17 protein-coding genes and 1 pseudogene are annotated in these 16,005 nt (G+C 62.5%); 8 read left to right on the top strand and 10 right to left on the bottom strand.

From position 1 onward, the window contains the following. Nucleotides 1-105: 105 nt before the first annotated feature. Nucleotides 106-507, bottom strand: a complete 402-nt coding sequence (locus AC1DNW_RS17100; RefSeq protein WP_477853734.1) for a GFA family protein — start codon at nucleotides 505-507, stop codon at nucleotides 106-108. 217 nt (nucleotides 508-724) lie between these two features. Here AC1DNW_RS17100 and AC1DNW_RS17095 point away from each other — a divergent pair, with 217 nt between their 5' ends. Both AC1DNW_RS17095 and AC1DNW_RS17090 read left to right on the top strand, forming a co-directional pair. Continuing rightward, complete coding sequence (locus tag AC1DNW_RS17095; protein ID WP_113299376.1) at nucleotides 725-964, top strand: hypothetical protein; 240 nt, start codon at nucleotides 725-727, stop codon at nucleotides 962-964. After that, nucleotides 961-1,227 carry a hypothetical protein gene (locus AC1DNW_RS17090; protein ID WP_113311054.1) on the top strand — a complete coding sequence of 89 codons (267 nt, stop codon included), beginning with the start codon at nucleotides 961-963 and terminating at the stop codon, nucleotides 1,225-1,227. Before AC1DNW_RS17095 ends, AC1DNW_RS17090 begins: the two co-directional genes overlap by 4 nt. A 14-nt stretch (nucleotides 1,228-1,241) precedes the next feature. Here AC1DNW_RS17090 and AC1DNW_RS17085 read toward each other — a convergent pair whose 3' ends face one another. From AC1DNW_RS17085 to AC1DNW_RS17065, 5 genes are all read right to left on the bottom strand, one after another. Then, nucleotides 1,242-2,489 carry a glycosyltransferase gene (locus AC1DNW_RS17085; RefSeq protein WP_477853731.1) on the bottom strand — a complete coding sequence of 416 codons (1,248 nt, stop codon included), beginning with the start codon at nucleotides 2,487-2,489 and terminating at the stop codon, nucleotides 1,242-1,244. A 170-nt stretch (nucleotides 2,490-2,659) separates the two neighbouring features. After that, nucleotides 2,660-3,424 carry a sugar phosphate isomerase/epimerase family protein gene (locus tag AC1DNW_RS17080; RefSeq protein ID WP_113311056.1) on the bottom strand — a complete coding sequence of 255 codons (765 nt, stop codon included), beginning with the start codon at nucleotides 3,422-3,424 and terminating at the stop codon, nucleotides 2,660-2,662. A gap of 120 nt (nucleotides 3,425-3,544) precedes the next feature. Continuing rightward, nucleotides 3,545-4,477 (bottom strand): glucosamine inositolphosphorylceramide transferase family protein, encoded by a 933-nt coding sequence (locus AC1DNW_RS17075; RefSeq protein WP_113311057.1) that lies wholly within the window; start codon nucleotides 4,475-4,477, stop codon nucleotides 3,545-3,547. Next, nucleotides 4,455-5,597, bottom strand: a complete 1,143-nt coding sequence (locus AC1DNW_RS17070; protein ID WP_477853729.1) for a glycosyltransferase — start codon at nucleotides 5,595-5,597, stop codon at nucleotides 4,455-4,457. Before AC1DNW_RS17070 ends, AC1DNW_RS17075 begins: the two co-directional genes overlap by 23 nt. 313 nt (nucleotides 5,598-5,910) lie before the next feature. Continuing rightward, a complete protein-coding gene (locus tag AC1DNW_RS17065) occupies nucleotides 5,911-6,645 on the bottom strand; it encodes a glycosyltransferase family 25 protein (protein ID WP_113299378.1) in 735 nt (244 codons plus the stop codon). Nucleotides 6,646-6,923: 278 nt separating this feature from the next. On the opposite strand from AC1DNW_RS17065, the gene AC1DNW_RS17060 reads away from it, so the two are divergent. Next, on the top strand, nucleotides 6,924-8,267 hold the full coding sequence (locus AC1DNW_RS17060; RefSeq protein WP_113311058.1) for an NAD(P)/FAD-dependent oxidoreductase: 1,344 nt from the start codon (nucleotides 6,924-6,926) through the stop codon (nucleotides 8,265-8,267). 192 nt (nucleotides 8,268-8,459) lie between these two features. Continuing rightward, complete coding sequence (locus AC1DNW_RS17055; RefSeq protein ID WP_477853727.1) at nucleotides 8,460-9,224, top strand: hypothetical protein; 765 nt, start codon at nucleotides 8,460-8,462, stop codon at nucleotides 9,222-9,224. 51 nt (nucleotides 9,225-9,275) lie between these two features. On the opposite strand, the gene AC1DNW_RS17050 is transcribed toward AC1DNW_RS17055, so the two are convergent. Both AC1DNW_RS17050 and AC1DNW_RS17045 read right to left on the bottom strand, forming a co-directional pair. Next, complete coding sequence (locus tag AC1DNW_RS17050; RefSeq protein ID WP_113311060.1) at nucleotides 9,276-10,082, bottom strand: class I SAM-dependent methyltransferase; 807 nt, start codon at nucleotides 10,080-10,082, stop codon at nucleotides 9,276-9,278. Nucleotides 10,083-10,139: 57 nt separating this feature from the next. Then, nucleotides 10,140-10,868, bottom strand: a complete 729-nt coding sequence (locus tag AC1DNW_RS17045; protein ID WP_113311061.1) for a carbonic anhydrase — start codon at nucleotides 10,866-10,868, stop codon at nucleotides 10,140-10,142. Nucleotides 10,869-11,105: 237 nt separating this feature from the next. On the opposite strand from AC1DNW_RS17045, the gene AC1DNW_RS17040 reads away from it, so the two are divergent. Further along, on the top strand, nucleotides 11,106-11,867 hold the full coding sequence (locus AC1DNW_RS17040; RefSeq protein ID WP_477853724.1) for a sulfite exporter TauE/SafE family protein: 762 nt from the start codon (nucleotides 11,106-11,108) through the stop codon (nucleotides 11,865-11,867). Between the two features lie 11 nt (nucleotides 11,868-11,878). Here AC1DNW_RS17040 and AC1DNW_RS17035 read toward each other — a convergent pair whose 3' ends face one another. Together AC1DNW_RS17035 and AC1DNW_RS17030 are read right to left on the bottom strand one after the other, a co-directional pair. Beyond that, complete coding sequence (locus tag AC1DNW_RS17035; protein ID WP_477853722.1) at nucleotides 11,879-12,688, bottom strand: pirin family protein; 810 nt, start codon at nucleotides 12,686-12,688, stop codon at nucleotides 11,879-11,881. A 104-nt stretch (nucleotides 12,689-12,792) separates the two neighbouring features. Beyond that, nucleotides 12,793-13,290 (bottom strand): hypothetical protein, encoded by a 498-nt coding sequence (locus AC1DNW_RS17030; protein ID WP_477853750.1) that lies wholly within the window; start codon nucleotides 13,288-13,290, stop codon nucleotides 12,793-12,795. Here AC1DNW_RS17030 and AC1DNW_RS17025 point away from each other — a divergent pair. The 3 genes and pseudogenes from AC1DNW_RS17025 to AC1DNW_RS17015 form a co-directional block, all read left to right on the top strand. Then, a pseudogene (locus AC1DNW_RS17025) lies at nucleotides 13,268-13,768 on the top strand (M20/M25/M40 family metallo-hydrolase); the annotation flags it as partial. The gene AC1DNW_RS17030 and the pseudogene AC1DNW_RS17025 sit on opposite strands and share 23 nt — an antisense overlap. A 3-nt stretch (nucleotides 13,769-13,771) precedes the next feature. Next, nucleotides 13,772-14,935, top strand: coding sequence for a M20 aminoacylase family protein (locus AC1DNW_RS17020; protein WP_113311064.1), 1,164 nt, complete (start codon nucleotides 13,772-13,774; stop codon nucleotides 14,933-14,935). A gap of 138 nt (nucleotides 14,936-15,073) precedes the next feature. Continuing rightward, nucleotides 15,074-15,991 (top strand): ABC transporter substrate-binding protein, encoded by a 918-nt coding sequence (locus AC1DNW_RS17015; protein ID WP_477853747.1) that lies wholly within the window; start codon nucleotides 15,074-15,076, stop codon nucleotides 15,989-15,991. Nucleotides 15,992-16,005: the final 14 nt, after the last annotated feature.

Below are 16,005 nucleotides of genomic sequence, written 5' to 3'. Positions count from 1 at the left end.
AGATCTGCGATCAATCTGAAAGATTGCGACAGGCTTTCGTAAGTGCGACTGGTTGTGACCTTCGTCATGGTAAGTCGTGGCTTCCCGCATTTGCGGACTATCCCGTCAGAACCAGAGGTCGCGCACGCACCGCCCCTTGGAAGGAAGGTCCTCGAACGTCTCCAGCCCGTCGAAATGATCGATCGGCAGGTCGGAAACGCGGTCCGGCGGCGCGAGCCGCAAGTTGACCGCCATGCGCCGGCGCCCATCCTTGTTGAGCCTCAGGCCACGCCAGCTCAAAACACAGGCGCAGGTCGGGCAGAACAATATTTCCAGCGACGACGTCTCCGGGCCGGTCCGCGTATAGGAGCCGGTCTCGCCCTTCATGGAGATACGCCCGCGCTCGTAATCATAGGCCCAGAGCGCCCCATAACGCCGGCAGAGCGTGCAGTTGCATGCGGTGATCGAGCCCGGATCGCCTTCCAGCGTCCAGCCCGCCTTGCCGCAATGACATGAGCCGATCAGCATCAGCGCACCGTTCCATCCTGCTTGTTCAGATAGCGTATCCTGCCCCAATCCCGTGATATCCGCAAACGGCGCCCGAGCCGATGCTCCTCCCCGCGCTCAGGGCTCGATCGCCGCCCTTGACTCCCACCGAAATGAGAACATAATAAGAACATCCTTGGCGTCTCGGCCGCCATCCCGACAATATGAAACTGAAATGCTCTGCAAGGAGAATGAGAAGATGCGTCCGCAATTGGCTCCCAAAACTGATAGTGATGTGACTGAAAACGAAGACCTGAGCTGGGAGGTCGAGGCCGTTCTCTCCTGGCACGACGAGGATGCCAAGGCGGCCATCGCCACGCTTCTGCAGGACTGCCGCCACCTGCGCAGCCAGCTTGCTCTGGCCGAGGGCGCGATAAGCAGGGGCATGGTGCGCGGCTGGCGGCCATCTTTCGACCGCCCTCTTTTTGAACGCAGATGAAACACCGCCGCAGCGTCGATCTCGTCGCCGGCCACGAGGTGGTCGAGATCGACAGGGAGACGCTCTCCACCCTGCCGCAATGGTATGTCATCCACGCGCGATGCCCGGCCTGCCAGCACGAAACGATGATCGACCGGCGCGAGCTCGCCTACCGTTCCGGCAAGGATATAACCCTTGCCAGGATCGGTCCTCGCCTGAAATGCAACGGCTGCGGCAATCGCTCGGGAAACCAGCTGCTGCTCGGCAGGCTGCCGCGCGATTGACTGCGATCCCCGCTCTACGTGCCGGCCTCCGCAAGCAACAGCCGCGCCGCCACCATTGCCCCGTCGGTGCGAATCTCAGGGGCAAGGGCCGAGGCGCGCTGGCGCATTTCCGGCTGCAGCGCTGCTGAAAGTGCACTGGAAAAACTCTGAAGCGTCGGCGTTGCCCCCTCATGCGCCACGCCGATGCCGAGCGCTGCAACGCGGGATGCCCAGTAGGGCTGATCGGCTATCTGCGCCACGACGACCTGCGGCACGCCGGCTCGGGCCGCCGCTGCCGTCGTGCCTGCCCCGCCATGATGGACGATGGCCGCAACCCGCGGAAAGAGCGCCTGATGATTGGCCTCGTCGACGACGAAACAATCGCTTCCGCCATCATCGGACACCAGGCCGGCCCAGCCTTGCGACAGCACCGCCCGCCGCCCCTGCTGACGGATAGCAGCAACGATCAGGCTGGCGGCATCCCTTAACGCATGCATCGGCATGCTGCCGAAACCGACATAGACGGGTGGCTCGCCGGCATCGAGAAAGGCTTCCAGTGCCGATGGCAGCGGCCGGTCGTCATCAAGCATCCACGCGCCCGTCTGCACCGCATCGACCAGATCCGTCTTGAGCAAAGGCCCGAGCACCGGGTCGGCGGCAAGCAAGGGCCGTCTGGTCAGGACGGGATCGCGGACATTCTTAACCGGATAAAGGCCCATCGAGGCGCGCAGACGATTGAAGGCCCCACCGAACATCACATTCTTGGTTTCGATATCGTAATCCCAGAGCGCCCTGACATCCGTCACCCCAGGCGGATGCGGCCGGCCCGGAAAAGCATGCGGCTTATGATGCTCCGATGGCAGGAAAATCGGGCAGAAGGCGGCGCCGAAATAGCGGATGCCAGCCCGGTCAGCCACCAGCCGCGCCGCCGCCATCGAAGGAAACAGGCCTGCAGCGACAATCAGATCGCAGCCTTCCGCCGCCGCCGAGAGGGCTTCGACCTGTGCTGCCATGATCGCGGCCGCCCGTTCGGAAATGCCTTCGGCGGAACGCTCCCGCGTGTTGCCCGCCGCGCTCCTCTTCATCACCTCGCTGACCCACTGTCGCACCGGCGCATTGGCCGGCGCCAGCGGCACGCCGAAGCGCTCCAGCAAGGCTGCAAATTCCGCATCCKGCGGCGCACACACGATCGCGTCTGCGCCTGTTGTCCTCAAAGCCACTGCCAGCGCCGCCAGCGGCTGCACATCGCCCCGCGACCCGTATGTGGAAAGCAATACACGCATGCTCTTCTCCCGATGCTGTTGATCAGGATACGCGTTCTACGCCTCGACCTGGGTCTTGCCGCAAGTCCCCCCTGCGCCATATCTAAAGGCATAGCAGGGAGTGTGATCGCACCCTGCCGGCTTCTTCCCCCTCATTTCGCGCGATAAACGGCAAAGGCAGCCCTGCGATCCTACGTCAGGAACCGGCTGAGATAGGCATAGCTGCGCGCCGCAAATTCGAAGGGCAGTCGCGGATTGTCGTGCTCGACGACGAAAAGCCGGGCGCCGCTCGCCATCGCCGCCCGCCAGAGAGATGGCCAGAGCAGCACGCCGGAGCCGACATTTGCCCAGCCGTCCTCGTCCGGATCCATGTCATCGGGCGCCTGATCCTTCACATGCACCGAGACCAGCACGCCGGCATAACGCCTGATCCATTCGATGGCATTGGGCTGGGCGCGCGCGAGCCACGCAATATCCGCCTGCCAGGTAAGCGGGCTACCTCTGGCTGCCTCAAACATCAGCTCGAAGCCGTAGCGCCCGCCGATGGTGCGCTCGAAGCCCGCCGTCTTGTTGTGATAGCCGAGCGCGATGCCATCGGCCTTCATCTGTTCCGAGAGCGCGCCGAGCTCATGGCCGATCCGCTGCCATGCGGCTTTCGTTTCCTTCGCCACCAATGGCGCCGGATGCGGCACGAAGAGCTGCCCGATGCCGCACTGCTGGCAGGCCTCGACAAACCGCCGCCGCTCGCTGCGCAGCGCCTCCAGCCCGACATGGGCCGATGGTGCCACCAGCCCGTTCCTGACAAGCCCGGCCTGCAGGCTATCGACATCGCGCAGATGCCCCTCGAGCGGCTCGACCGCGCCATAACCGGCAGAAGCCGCCTTTTCGAGCTGCGTGCCGAGATCTCCAAGGCCGCGCATCGAAAAGAGCTGCAGCGAAAGCATCGGTTTCGTCATCGCCGCTCTCCAGACCATTGTCGCCCTCGCCGGCAAGGCATCCCGACCGTTCCTCCGTATCGAATCCGAGGACAGTTTCGCCTGTGTCGGCGCAGATTGCGAGGGCAAAAGCGGCCGATATCACCCCACTGCGGACAAGGCTGGCTTCGGCAGCAGCTTGCGTTTGAGATTGACGATATGGCGGCCGACGGATCTGTCGATACGCTTCACATCGATCAGCGTCAGGTCTCCGCAGGCGGAAAATGTGTGGAGGCCATCGGGGTAATCGGCAGTGGCGAGATCGCCCGTCAACTGCGCCGGCAGGTGCGTGCAGGTCACATGCGTTTCGCTGAGCAGGCTGAAGCGCAGGAAGCGCAGGCCGCCGCCATAGCTGACACTGCAATCCTGAACCGGCAGGATGATCTGGCCGTCAGCACCGATAAAGGGCGTGCCGCCCGGCCGGGCGCCGGAGCGATCCACCAGAACCGGATTTTGCGGATGGGTTTTCCACGGGCCGGTCAGCCGATCGGCAAAAGCGATATGCAGCTCGCGCTGGTCTCGCGCGCCGGCCCCGACAAGCGTGTAGAACATCCACCACTTGCCCTGATGCTCGATGAGACAGGCCTCGGCAGCCGGCACACCGGCCAGCAGCACCGTTTCCCGCACCCAGCCATCGGGAAACGAGCGGGCACGGTACAGTGCGACCTCCCCCGCCTTATGGCTTTCCGGCATCATCAGCACCTCGCCATCCTGCTCGATCAGGAAGGGATAGGAGAGATGAAAAGGCCTGGTGAGCGCCACCGCCTTGCCGCGCCATTGCAGGTTCGGCCCCACCAGTTCATGGCGCTCGATGAAGCCATGCTTGGTGTGGTAGTCATAGGCCTCCACGAAGACGTGCAGGCTGTCGCCGCGCTTCACGGCAAAAGGGTCTGCGAGATATCGCCAGGGGCCGGGATCGGGCAGCCATGTGATACGATCAGAACAATCCGCCAAAGTCTCGGCATCGAGCAGCGCCTCGGCAGGTGCCGGGACGATGCCGACCTGCCAGAAATCACTCTTGGGCTTCAGACGCATAGATCAACCGCGGCTGATCGATGTCGGGTGCAGTCTGGACTGCCGCTCCGCGGGCAACCCGGGAATAGAAATCGAGAACATTGGCGATACCTGCCGAACGAGAGAAGGGAGCCAAGTCGTAGCCTACGCGCGACAGGCGGACAACGGATTCTTCCCGCATCACATCGCCGAGCGCCTCGGAAAGCTGCTCGATCGAGCCGGGTGCGACCAGCGTCACCGGATGCTCGCGCAGATATTCCGACGGCCCTTCGGCGGCTGTCGCGATGATCGGCAACCCCTCATGCATGGCTTCGAGAATGGCAAGCCCCGCCGATTCTTCGCGGGACGGCGAGACGAAGAGATCGAGATTGCGCAGGAACCCCGGAACATTGTTGCAATGGCCGAGCAGATGGATACGGCTGTCGCCCTTGGCAAGCTTTTCCAGTGCGGCGCGATGCGGCCCCTCGCCGACGATGACAAGAGCGGCATTGGCGGGTGCCGCCTTCCGGAAGGCCGACACCAGCACGTCATATCCCTTGCTGAGATGCAGGCGTCCGACGCTGCCGACAAGCCGTGTTTCGCGCGGCAAATTCAACTGCGCACGCAGGTCGATGCTCTCGGCGGACTTGACGTCGGGCAGCCAGTTGGAAATCAGCGCCGACTGGCCGTCATATTTGCCAAGCCGCGTCGACTGGGCGGCATTGACGCAGATCACCCCGTCGAGACGGGCATGCTGTTTGGCTTTGTAGCCGACATGCAGGGTCGCGATCCGGGCGACGCTGTCGGGCGCTGCGGCAAGCGCCTTGCAGCCATGGCTGAGATGCCCATGGGCGATCTCGATCCCTGTTCGCCCAGCCAGCCACCTGATCCTGAGACCGCGCAGGAACGGCATCGAAAATCCGTGGAAAATAACCTTCTCGGAAAGCAACCCCGCCATCGGCGAGCCGTATCGCCCGGCAACGTGCACCTCGTGCCCAAGAGCAGCCTGCCCATTGGCGAGGTCAACGCAGTATCGTTCCGATCCCGCAACTCTGGAGGAGAACAAGACATGCAGAATTTTCAACTTGGGAGATGCTACCGGATCGGCAGCCGTATAGGTACGCGGGTGCAACTCACCCACGAAATCATTTCGAGCGCTCAAGATACACCTCAKACCGATGGCCGATCGAGTTGAGATGTTTGCCGAACACTGCTCGATAGCTTCTGGCGATGATCTACATTGCGGAAGCATTACCGACAAGACTGGCTAAGCATACAGAATCGTAAGCTTTTACGCCACAGAACAACCATTTTTGGGGTAACTTGCTGAAGTAGCTCTGAAAAAATTGCGGCAGTATTATGCATGACTGAAACAGCGATGAAACAGCCTGCTAAAGTGCCAAAAAAAGTCTTGAGACAAACTGTGCGGACAATACCAAAGCCGCCGCCTCACACCCGACCTTCGGTCCGGCACTTTATTTTTTCAATGCGTAGTTGATTCTGCGGACCGTCTCGGCGATGCGGATCGCATAGGTCGGCAACCGCCTCCACCAGGGAAATTTGGTTTCCCTGTAGACGGATCGTGTGCCGATATTCGAGCCGCCCTCTTTCACATCGGCCACATTCCGACGGGTCGTATAGATCCGCGCTCGGGATGCCCAGCCCCGCTCCAATTCGATATCCCAGGGAAACCGCATGACGGCGATCTGCTTGAGGAGCTTCAGGGCGCCCATCCGCGTCACCGCATAGCAGGCGGCCGACCCTTGAGGACCATGCGTCGCCCGGCCGATCTCATCGCCCGCCGCCGAGGTGGCGACAGGCCTGAAGCCGACGGTGCGGTGATTCAAGAGCTTAATCACATCGGCGCCGGGAATCGCCGCGAGCGCGGCCTCGGCGCGCGCAACGAGATCGGCAGACAAAATGACATCGTCCTCGACGATGATGCAGGCGGCTTCACCCGTTTCCAGAAAGGCCGAGAGCACCTTCAGGTGGCTTCGGTAGCAGCCATATTCGCCCGGCAGCATGGTCCGGCCATTGTTGCGCTGGAAGGCGCGCTCATCACAGGCCACGCGCTGATCCGCGGCAACCTCTCGCCCATCGACGCCGGCAATGCGAACAAGGTCGAACTGCAAGGATCTGGCCTGATCGGAGAGAGCATTCCACCGATCCGTGGACCGGTCCAGATTGATCACATAAATATTGATGCTCATCGTCCAACCAAGGTTCTGCTGCTCGAGGCCGCCACGGGGCGTCCTGCATCGGGATTACGCTTTCCATCAAAAATGCTCGCCTAGCACTTCCCCCGCCAGTTGTGCAACCTGCCGTTCCGGCATTGCGGCAACGTCAGCGACGAATTTCGCTTATTCGGCCAGGAGGCAACCCGCATCATGGGGTCAGCAAAGCGCGCACGTCGATGACATCGGCTTGAATTGCCGGCCGAGAGTCTCTAGCAATCTCACCTGTCGATCAGCCCTTCAGGACGCCCAGCTTGCTCGCCTTCCCCTTCTCCTTAAACGATCCCATCCAGCATCATGGCCCGCTTCCGAAAACCTCCGACGTCGTCATTATCGGCGGCGGCGTCATCGGTGTGACGACGGCGCTGTTTCTGGCCAAGCGCAACATCTCCGTGACGCTCATCGAGAAGGGACGCATCGCCGCAGAGCAATCCTCGCGCAACTGGGGCTGGATCCGCAAGCAGGGCCGCGATGGCGACGAGCTGCCCATCGTCATCGAGGCCTGCCGCCTGTGGAAGGAGCTCGCGGCAGAATGCGGCGAGGATATCGGCCTTACCGAGACCGGCGTTACCTATCTCGCCAACTCCGACAAGCAGATGGCCGGCTTCGGAACCTTCATGAAGCTCGCGAACACCTACGACCTCGACACCCGCCTGCTCGACAGCGGCCAGACGGCCTCCCTCTTCAAAGGCATGTCCCGCAAATTTGCGGGATCGATGACGACACCCTCGGACCTGCGCGCCGAACCGTGGCTCGCCGTCCCCGCGCTTGCCCGGCTCGCCGCAAGGCTCGGCGTGACGATCATCGAAAACTGCGCGGCGCGAACCCTCGATATATCGGCCGGCAAAGTGAGCGGTGTATGGACCGAGGCCGGCCGCATCGAGACCTCGACAGTACTCGTCGCCGGCGGAGCCTGGTCGTCGCTTTTCCTCAGAAACCACGGCGTCTCCATTCCGCAGCTTGCTGTCCGCGCCACCGTCGCCGCAACCGAACCTCTGGCTGAAATTCACGCCGGTGCCGCAGCCGGAGCCGATGTCGCCTTCCGCCGCAGGCAGGACGGCGGCTACACGCTGGCGCCGGCAAGCCACCGCCTCTATCTCGGCCCGGACGCATTCCGCCACGCCACGAAATATATGCCGGCGCTCATGGCCCACCCCTTCGGCACCCGCTATTCGCCCGCAGCCCCCGAAGGCTTCCCGGACAGCTGGTCGACCCCGCGCAACTGGACAGCGGATGCCGAGAGCCCCTTCGAGCGGATGCGCGTCCTCAACCCCGCTCCCGAACAATCCAGCCTCGATGCGATCAGCCGCAATTTCCAGCGCCTCTTCCCGCAATTCGAAACCGTGCGCCTGAAGACGACCTGGGCCGGCATGATCGACGCCATGCCCGACATCGTGCCGATCGTCGACCGCGTGCAGGCCATTACCGGCCTCTTAGTCGCCACAGGCATGAGCGGCCACGGCTTCGGCATCGGCCCAGGCATCGGCCGCGTGGTCTCCGACCTGATACAGGGCAACGCTCCCGGCCACGATCTCCACCGCTTCCGGCTCTCGCGCTTCAGCGACGGCAGCCGCATCCGGCCGGGGCCGGCGATCTGAGCCGACGCGAAGCCTGCGCGCCATCATGGACTGCGGCGGTGCGCCAGAATTGTCCGGGAGTTTCCATACCCGCTAGTCAGCGCAATGGGTTGAAGACGGACGTACATAAGATTTTAATCACGGCCTTAGATCGTTCTTCAACCCTCACGGGTATATTCCCTCGCATCTTCGCGTTTGCAAGGCTTCAGCGTAATGACGATTTTCGGCCAATCCCGCTTGGGGCGAAYTGCTTATGCCATCCTGCTCATCATGATGTTCGGCTTCGATTTCGCCAAAGATCCGATAGAGCACTTTATGATCTCCCAGCAGGATGAGGCAGCCCGCMAGTTGATGGCTCCACGTCCCGCCAAGGCCGGCTCGTCGCCAGCTGCCAGCCAAGCCGTCAATGCCAGGACCGTCACAGGCCAGAACACCAATGGCCAAGCCATCAACGGCAGGCCCATGCCGTTGATGTTCAAAGGGCAGGAGGAAATGATCAAGAAGATGGCGGCCTCCGGCCGGAGGCCGACGTCAKAGGAGATGGCGAAGCTGCGCGCAACCACGGTGGTAGGCGCCACGCAGATGATGATGGGCGGCGGCTCGACCGACAAGGAAACGGCAAGCCTCGTTGCACGGCGATCCACGTTCGAAATGCTCTACATCCTCGCGGCAATCGCGATGACTGCGGTCACTATCATCGGACTTCTTTACATTGTGTCGAGCCGCCTGCGCGACATCGGTTGGCCACAATACCTGCTGTGGGCATTTCTCGCGCCGGTATTTCTCCCGAAGTTCATCGCCATCCCGCTTCCGGCGGTCGCGATCCAGGGCATTGCCGTGTTCTTTTACGGTGCGCTCCTCATTCTTGCATTCATCCCGAGCGGCGGTTTCGGCCCTCCCGCCTACCGCGTCGCGACGCCGCCTCGCGTGGCGGTCAAGCGCAAGCCCGGCCAATTCGGCAGGCTCGGCACCGAGTAGCAGCGCGCCTGCCTGTCTTCCCTCGGCCTTGCAGTCGAGGACGCTTCAGCCCTACCTCCGCCTCGCGATGAAAACCGACGTCGTCATATTCCTGGTGACGACACCGCCAAAATCGGCCCTTGCCAGTTCTTCCAACGCATTCAGCAGCTCATCGCGCTTCTCCGCTTCCAATGCCACGACATTCGAATAGGTCGCGTAAAGTCGCCGCACCGCAGGCGGATCGAGCGTCAGCGTCCACTCGAACATGACAGGCGGCTCGCACTGAAACGAGGCCTCCTCAAAATCCTTGAGCCGGGCCTCGCTATCGAGCCCGTGAGGCGTCAGCGTCGTCCCTCCGCCGGACGGGCTTGGGCGATGCCCGGCAAAGAGATGCGCGCTCGCCTCGTGAAAGGGGTCGGGCCTGATATTGTCGCCAAAGACGTTCCAGATCAGCGCCACAGCACCGCCATCGCGAAGCAGCGCATGGATACGCCGCAGCGCCGGAACGGCATCAAGCCAATGAAATGCCGTCGCGCTGACCACCAGATCGTAGGATTGCGGCGCCTCGTTCACCTCTTCGAAGGGTCGCTCGATCACCTCCAGCTCGGAGCGATGCAGCCGGGCGCGAAGGAATTCCGCAAGCCTCCCGTCCGGCTCGACGGCCAGAAGCCGGCGCGGCTCGTGATCCAGAAGATGTTCGGTGGCAAGCCCGGTTCCCGCTCCGATTTCCAGTATCGCGACACCGGATCGCAGTCCGGCCCGCTGCCGCAGGAGATCCCACACCGCCGGCGGATAAGGTGGCCGGGCTAACTGATAGTTTTCGGGGCTAAGTCCAAAGGCTTCCCGGCCAAATGAACGGGCAAGGGTATCACCGGACATGACGATCTCCGCGCTGATCGGCGTAGACCTATCCCATTCGGCAGGAAAGCGCACCCGTTAACCAAGCAGCGACACCGCACCGCTGGCGATATCATAGCGCGCCGCGACGACCTTGAGTTTCCCTTCCCTGGTGGCCCCTCCAATGACGGTCGAGCTTCGGCTGATCAGCGTTGCCTGCATACTGGCATTCGCATCGATGGCCGCGTCGAGATCGTTCCCAGCCGCATTCACCGCCGGCCAGATCGGCGCATAGAGGGCACCGATCTGGCCGGGCACGGCCTTGCCGTCGATGGTCGCCTTCACCGCACCGCAATTGCTGTGGCCGAGCACCATCAGAAGCCGGGCGCCAAGAACGGCAACGCCATATTCGAGGCTGGCGATGATCTCGGGCGTGGCGATATTGCCCGCGACACGCACCACGAAGAGCTGGCCGATGCTCTGATCGAAGACGAACTCCACCGGCACGCGTGAATCGGCGCAGGAGAGCACCGCCGCGAAAGGCTCCTGCTTCTCCGCCGTCTTCGCCTTGAGGATGGAAAGGTCTTCATTGAGAGACTGGAGACGCCCGTCGATGAAGCGCCTGTTTCCATCCATCATCGCCTTCAGCGCATCATCGGGCGCCATTGTGCTCTGTGCCGATGCCGGCTCGGCGGATGAGACGGCAGCCGCCAGCGCAGCACCTCCCAACGCGCTGCACAGGAAGCGGCGCCGTCCCTGGTCCGCTGTTGCATCAGGACAACCACCGCAGCCGCAAGCCACGCCGGGATGCTGCATAAAACCGTGCATTTTCCCCTCCCAAAATCGACAATGCCCAACCCGAGCCCTGTTCCCACATGGCAACGCGAGCGCCCGCCTTGCGCAAGTCGCCCAAACGGGTGAGGTGCGAACCGGTCTTTGCCCGCGCATCGCACGCCCCATTTCCCGGAATATTTCGCGACGCGAACACCTTGAGGCCATCGATGGCTTGTCCTCCCACCGGCACCTGATGCATCGAAAGACACGTCGGGGAGATGGGGCAAGCCAATGACACCAGGCATCATCCTGTTGCTGTTTGTATCAGGCATAGCCGGCGGGGTGATCAATGCGCTCGCCGGCGGCGCCACGCTGCTCACTTTCCCCGCCATGCTTGCCGCCGGCCTGCCGCCGGTGACCGCCAATGCCTCGAATGCGGTGGCGATCGTGCCGGGCCATCTGCTCGCCGTCCTCGCCGATCGCCGCAAGGTGCTGCCGCTTGACGGGAAGCTCGGTGCTTCCGTTGTCGTCTGCCTCATCGGCGGCGCCGTCGGCGCGCTCCTGCTGCTCGCCTTGCCCGAGCGGCTCTTCGTTCTCCCCGTTCCAGCCCTGATCGGCATCGCCACCCTGCTCTTCCTCTTCTCGCCCCGCATCGCCGCCTGGGCGGACGCGAGACGCGGCGATGCCGAGCCGTCGCGCGGTCTCGGCCTTTCCGTGCTGGGCCTCTCGTCGATCTATGGCGGCTTCTTCGGCGCCGGCCTCGGCGTCATCCTGACGGCAGTTCTCTCGATTGCCGATCCCAACGACATCCGCCGCGTCAAGGCGCTGAAAAATCTGCTCGCGACCTCGGTCAGCATGGCCGCCATCGTCATCTTCATCGCTGAAGGCGCCGTCCACTGGCCCGAGACGTTAACGATGCTGTCAGGTGCGCTCGCAGGCGGCTATCTCGGCGGTTATCTTGTGCGCGTGCTGCCGGCAGGCGTGGTCCGCTGGTTCGTCATCGTCACCGGGACAGCCATGACCGTCGTCTATGCTGTCAAATATTGGAGCTGAGCCCCTCTCCTTCATCTCGGCCGCCACAGCCGCTTCAACCCTTGCCACCGTTTGAGAAGACGGATCACGATCGGCGGCGGGATTTTCCTGTGGTCGGCAATCGTCCCCTGCCGCGTCACAGGCGCTCGGGGATCCAGCAGGAAGGCCACCATCACGCAGGCGCTCGTCGCCTCTGCGGCCAATATCTCCTCGGACAGCAGCAGCCCTTGCTCGCCTTCACCAAATGMCTGCCCGCCGGCGCGAACCGCGCCGCTGAACACATAGAAATAGAGGTCGCACCCCTGCTTAAACGGGAAGTCCACCCGCACGCCGGCCTCCAGCCGGATGTCGAAGAAATCGATCCTGTTGCGAACGAAGAAAGGCGCATCGCCCCCTTCCGGCCMGACAAGGTGCCGCCAGCGATTGGGCGCGCTGTCAGGCATCACCCCATGCTGGATGCMGGGTTCGAGATCGACCGCATCGGGTCGCACCAGGATCTGCAGCATGCGCAACGGCGGATCGGAGGCCAGCGTCTCCTCGGAATGCCAGAAGCTGCGCCCGGCATTCATCACCATCAGATGCCCGCTGTCGCAAACCAGCCGGCCGCGCGCCCTGTCTTCATGGCGCATCACGCCATCAGGCACCCAGGAGATGATCTCATCGTTGCGGTGCTCGTGCATGGCAACCAGCCGGCCCGGATGCAGGACGGTTTCGACCACCATCGCCAGCGGCCCATGCCCGTGATCCCCAGGTTTCGGCTTTACCCATCCGGGCATGTTGATATGCACGACGAACCCTCCCATGTCGCGCACGACGAAGGTTCGTTCCGCCTTGAGCAGCATCGCATCCTCCTTGCCTGCAAGCAGTGACGATACCGGCCCATTAGCGCCCCGATCCCATCAGAGGTCAATCAAGCGGCCTGCCATTGACCTGTCCCGCCCCGGCCTTAAATGCCTGCGCCGTACGCGCAACAAGGAAACCCATCGTGAGCAATGACAACACAATCCCGTTCCGGCGCCCTGACGCGCTCGCCAGATTTGCGAAGTCCCCTCTCGTCGCAGCCCGCTATGGCGGCGCGGATGAAGCGCGGCTCGCGGCATTCGAAACGCGCCACGAGATCAGTCTGTCCGAAGGCTATCGCGATTTCCTGATGCGGGAAAACGGCCTCGACTATCACATTCCCCACACCACCATCGCCACGCTGCCCGCAGAGGCGCAGAGCGATGCCTTCGTTCTCTCGGACATCAATACGCTGTTTGGCATCGGCAACGGGCATCCGTATTTCGATCTCGAGGAACTCGCCCCGGACATGGATTTCCACGACTACGGCTTCACCGCCTTCGCACATGTCATCGGCCTCGGCGGCGACTTCTCCACCCTCGTCGAAATCACCGAAGGCAAACATGCAGGCGCGATCATGTACACCGATGGCGAGCTTTTCCATGGCATGCGCAGCGATGGCATCGGCGGAAAATCCGCTGACGAAGCGATCGATGATTTCATCGAGAACGGTTATTACCTCGAAAGCGATCTTCACCGTCGATCTGCGCGATCCCGACGAGGCGAGGCTGAGAGAGGAAGAGGCAGCCCTTGCCCGCTTCCTCGAAATGCTCTCCGCAGAAGAGGACGTGACCGTTACGGTAGAGCGGCTGGCCCGCTTCGAGCCGGTCACATTCGACGAGCGCATTGTCACCGAAATCGAAACGGCAGCCAAGGCGCGTGCGCTTCCCTGCCGGCGCATGACATCAGGCGCCGGCCATGATGCGCAGATGATCGCCCGCATTGCGCCTGCAGCGATGATCTTCGCGCCGAGCCGGGGTGGCATCAGCCACAACCCCAGGGAATTCACTGCCGATGATGATATCATCGCCGGCGCCGACATCCTGCTCGATGTGACGAGCAAGTTGACGCTAGAGGAATAGCCGATGGATCTCGATCGACTGGTCTCCGACATGCGGCAATGGCGCCGCCATCTCCACGCCCACCCGGAATTCGGCTTCGAGGAAAGGCGGACCTCCGCCTTCGTCGCCGGGAAGCTGCGCGAATTCGGGCTCGACGATGTCGCGGAAGGTGTCGGCGGCACCGGCGTCGTCGGCACGCTGAAGCGCGGCAGCGGCAACCGCTCGATTGCGCTCAGAGCCGACATGGACGCCCTGCGCATTCCGGAACAATCAAGCCTGCCCTATGCCTCAGGCAACCCCGGCGTCATGCACGCCTGCGGCCATGACGGCCACACCGCCATGCTGCTCGGCGCCGCCAGGATGCTTGCCGAAGACAACGGCTTTGACGGCACGGTGCGCTTCATCTTTCAGCCCGCCGAAGAATGGGGCAAGGGCGCGCTGGCGATGATCGAGGACGGCATTTTCGAGCGCTTTCCTTTCGATGAGATCTATGGGCTTCACAATATGCCGGGCCTCCCCGTCGGTCATTTCCAGACCCGCTCCGGCGCCTTCATGTCGGCGGAAGATAATTTCGAGATCGTCCTGCGCGGCACCGGCGGCCACGCCGCCCGCCCGCACGCGACAAACGAAGTGCTGGTCGCCGCCTGCGCACTTGTCCTGAACCTGCAGACCATCGTATCCCGCCGCCTCGACCCGACAGATGTCGGCGTCGTCTCCGTCACCGAACTGCTGACCGACGGCACCCGCAATGCCCTGCCCGGCCTCGCCCGTATCCTCGGCGACGCAAGGAGCTTCCACCCCGAAGTCAGCGCCGAAATCGAAAAGCAGATGCGGGTGATCGCAGCAGGCACGGCGCTCACTTACAACCTCTCCGTAGAAGTCACCTACACCAGGGAATTCGTTCCCCTGCTCAACGACCCCGCCCTTACTGAAGAGGCCTTCGCAGCCGCCCGCGACGTCTTCGAGCCCGACAGCATCGAAATCCGAAAAGAGCCGATGACGGCATCGGAGGATTTCGCCCGCTTCCTCGATACCATCCCCGGCTGCTTCGTCTTTCTCGGCAATGGCAGAGACTCCGCGCCCCTGCACAACCCGACCTTCGATTTCAACGACGATGGCCTTCTCTACGGTGCGAAGTTCCATACGAGCATCGTCCGCCGTCGCCTTCCACACGCTGACCGGAAATAACGAATTGTGGGCATCGGATTAAAAGTGGATTGCCGAACTCCTCTTTAACGCCTAAAGCGACTTCGCCTAGTCTGTGGAGGATACGCAATGGTGCCCAACGTCCGTAAATTTGCAACTCTCATCAGCCTCTTGTCCGTGATGGTGAGCGCCCCCGTGTTCGCCGAGGATGGTAAGACCTTCTCGGTAACCGACGACCGCGGCGTCACGGTCGAGGTTCCCGTCCAGCCCAAGCGGATCGCAGCGATTTCCTATTTCGCAGATGATGTCGCCCTTGCTCTCGGCATCAAGCCCGTGGCCAGCACATACATGACAAAAGGGCGCGAGCCGGACTTCCTCCTCGGCCTGACTGCCGGCATGAAGCAGATCGGCCAGCGGGCAAAACCCAATCTCGAACTTCTGTCCGAAGCAAAGCCCGACCTGATCGTCGCTATCCGTCGCTACACAGTGGGCAACGCGCCGCAGCTTGAAAAGATCGCCCCCTATGTCGCCTACAATATGGAACTGCTTGACGGGAGCGACCGCGAGATCGCCGAGCTTTCGAAAATCCTCGGCAATCCGGCGCGCGGCGTTCAATTGAACAAGGAATTCCGGGAACATCTCGCGGACTATGCCGCCAAGGCCCCGAAGGATGTCCATCCGCGTTTCGCGATCATGTGGGGTGGTGAAACACCGTTTGCATTCCACACCGAAAATACCTCCGCCTCGATCCTGGCAGCCATCGGAGGCGACAATATCGCCGGCAACATGACGCCGGGCGGTGAGTTCGGCATCGATCTCAGCCTGGAAACCATGCTGGAGAAGGACCCGGAAGTGCTCTTCATCTACGATTCAGGTCCCGACCGGCCGCATGAAAACAACCCGATCTGGCAGGAATTGACTGCCGTGAAGAACAACCGGGTTTTCTATGTCGGCGACCAGTGGGTCGAAACGAACGGCCCCATCGCCCGCGAGGTCGTGCTGCGCGAAGCGGCTCACTACCTCTATCCGGAGGTATTCCCGGCAGTGGACGTGCGAGCGGAAGCCGCCAAGATCATTCCGGCCGAAGCACAGAAATAACGAATTGATCGCGA

Source organism: Rhizobium sp. 05L429 (genome assembly GCF_056397645.1).
The sequence above is the reverse complement of the archived record's forward strand: the minus strand, read 5'-3'. Positions and strand labels throughout refer to the sequence as shown.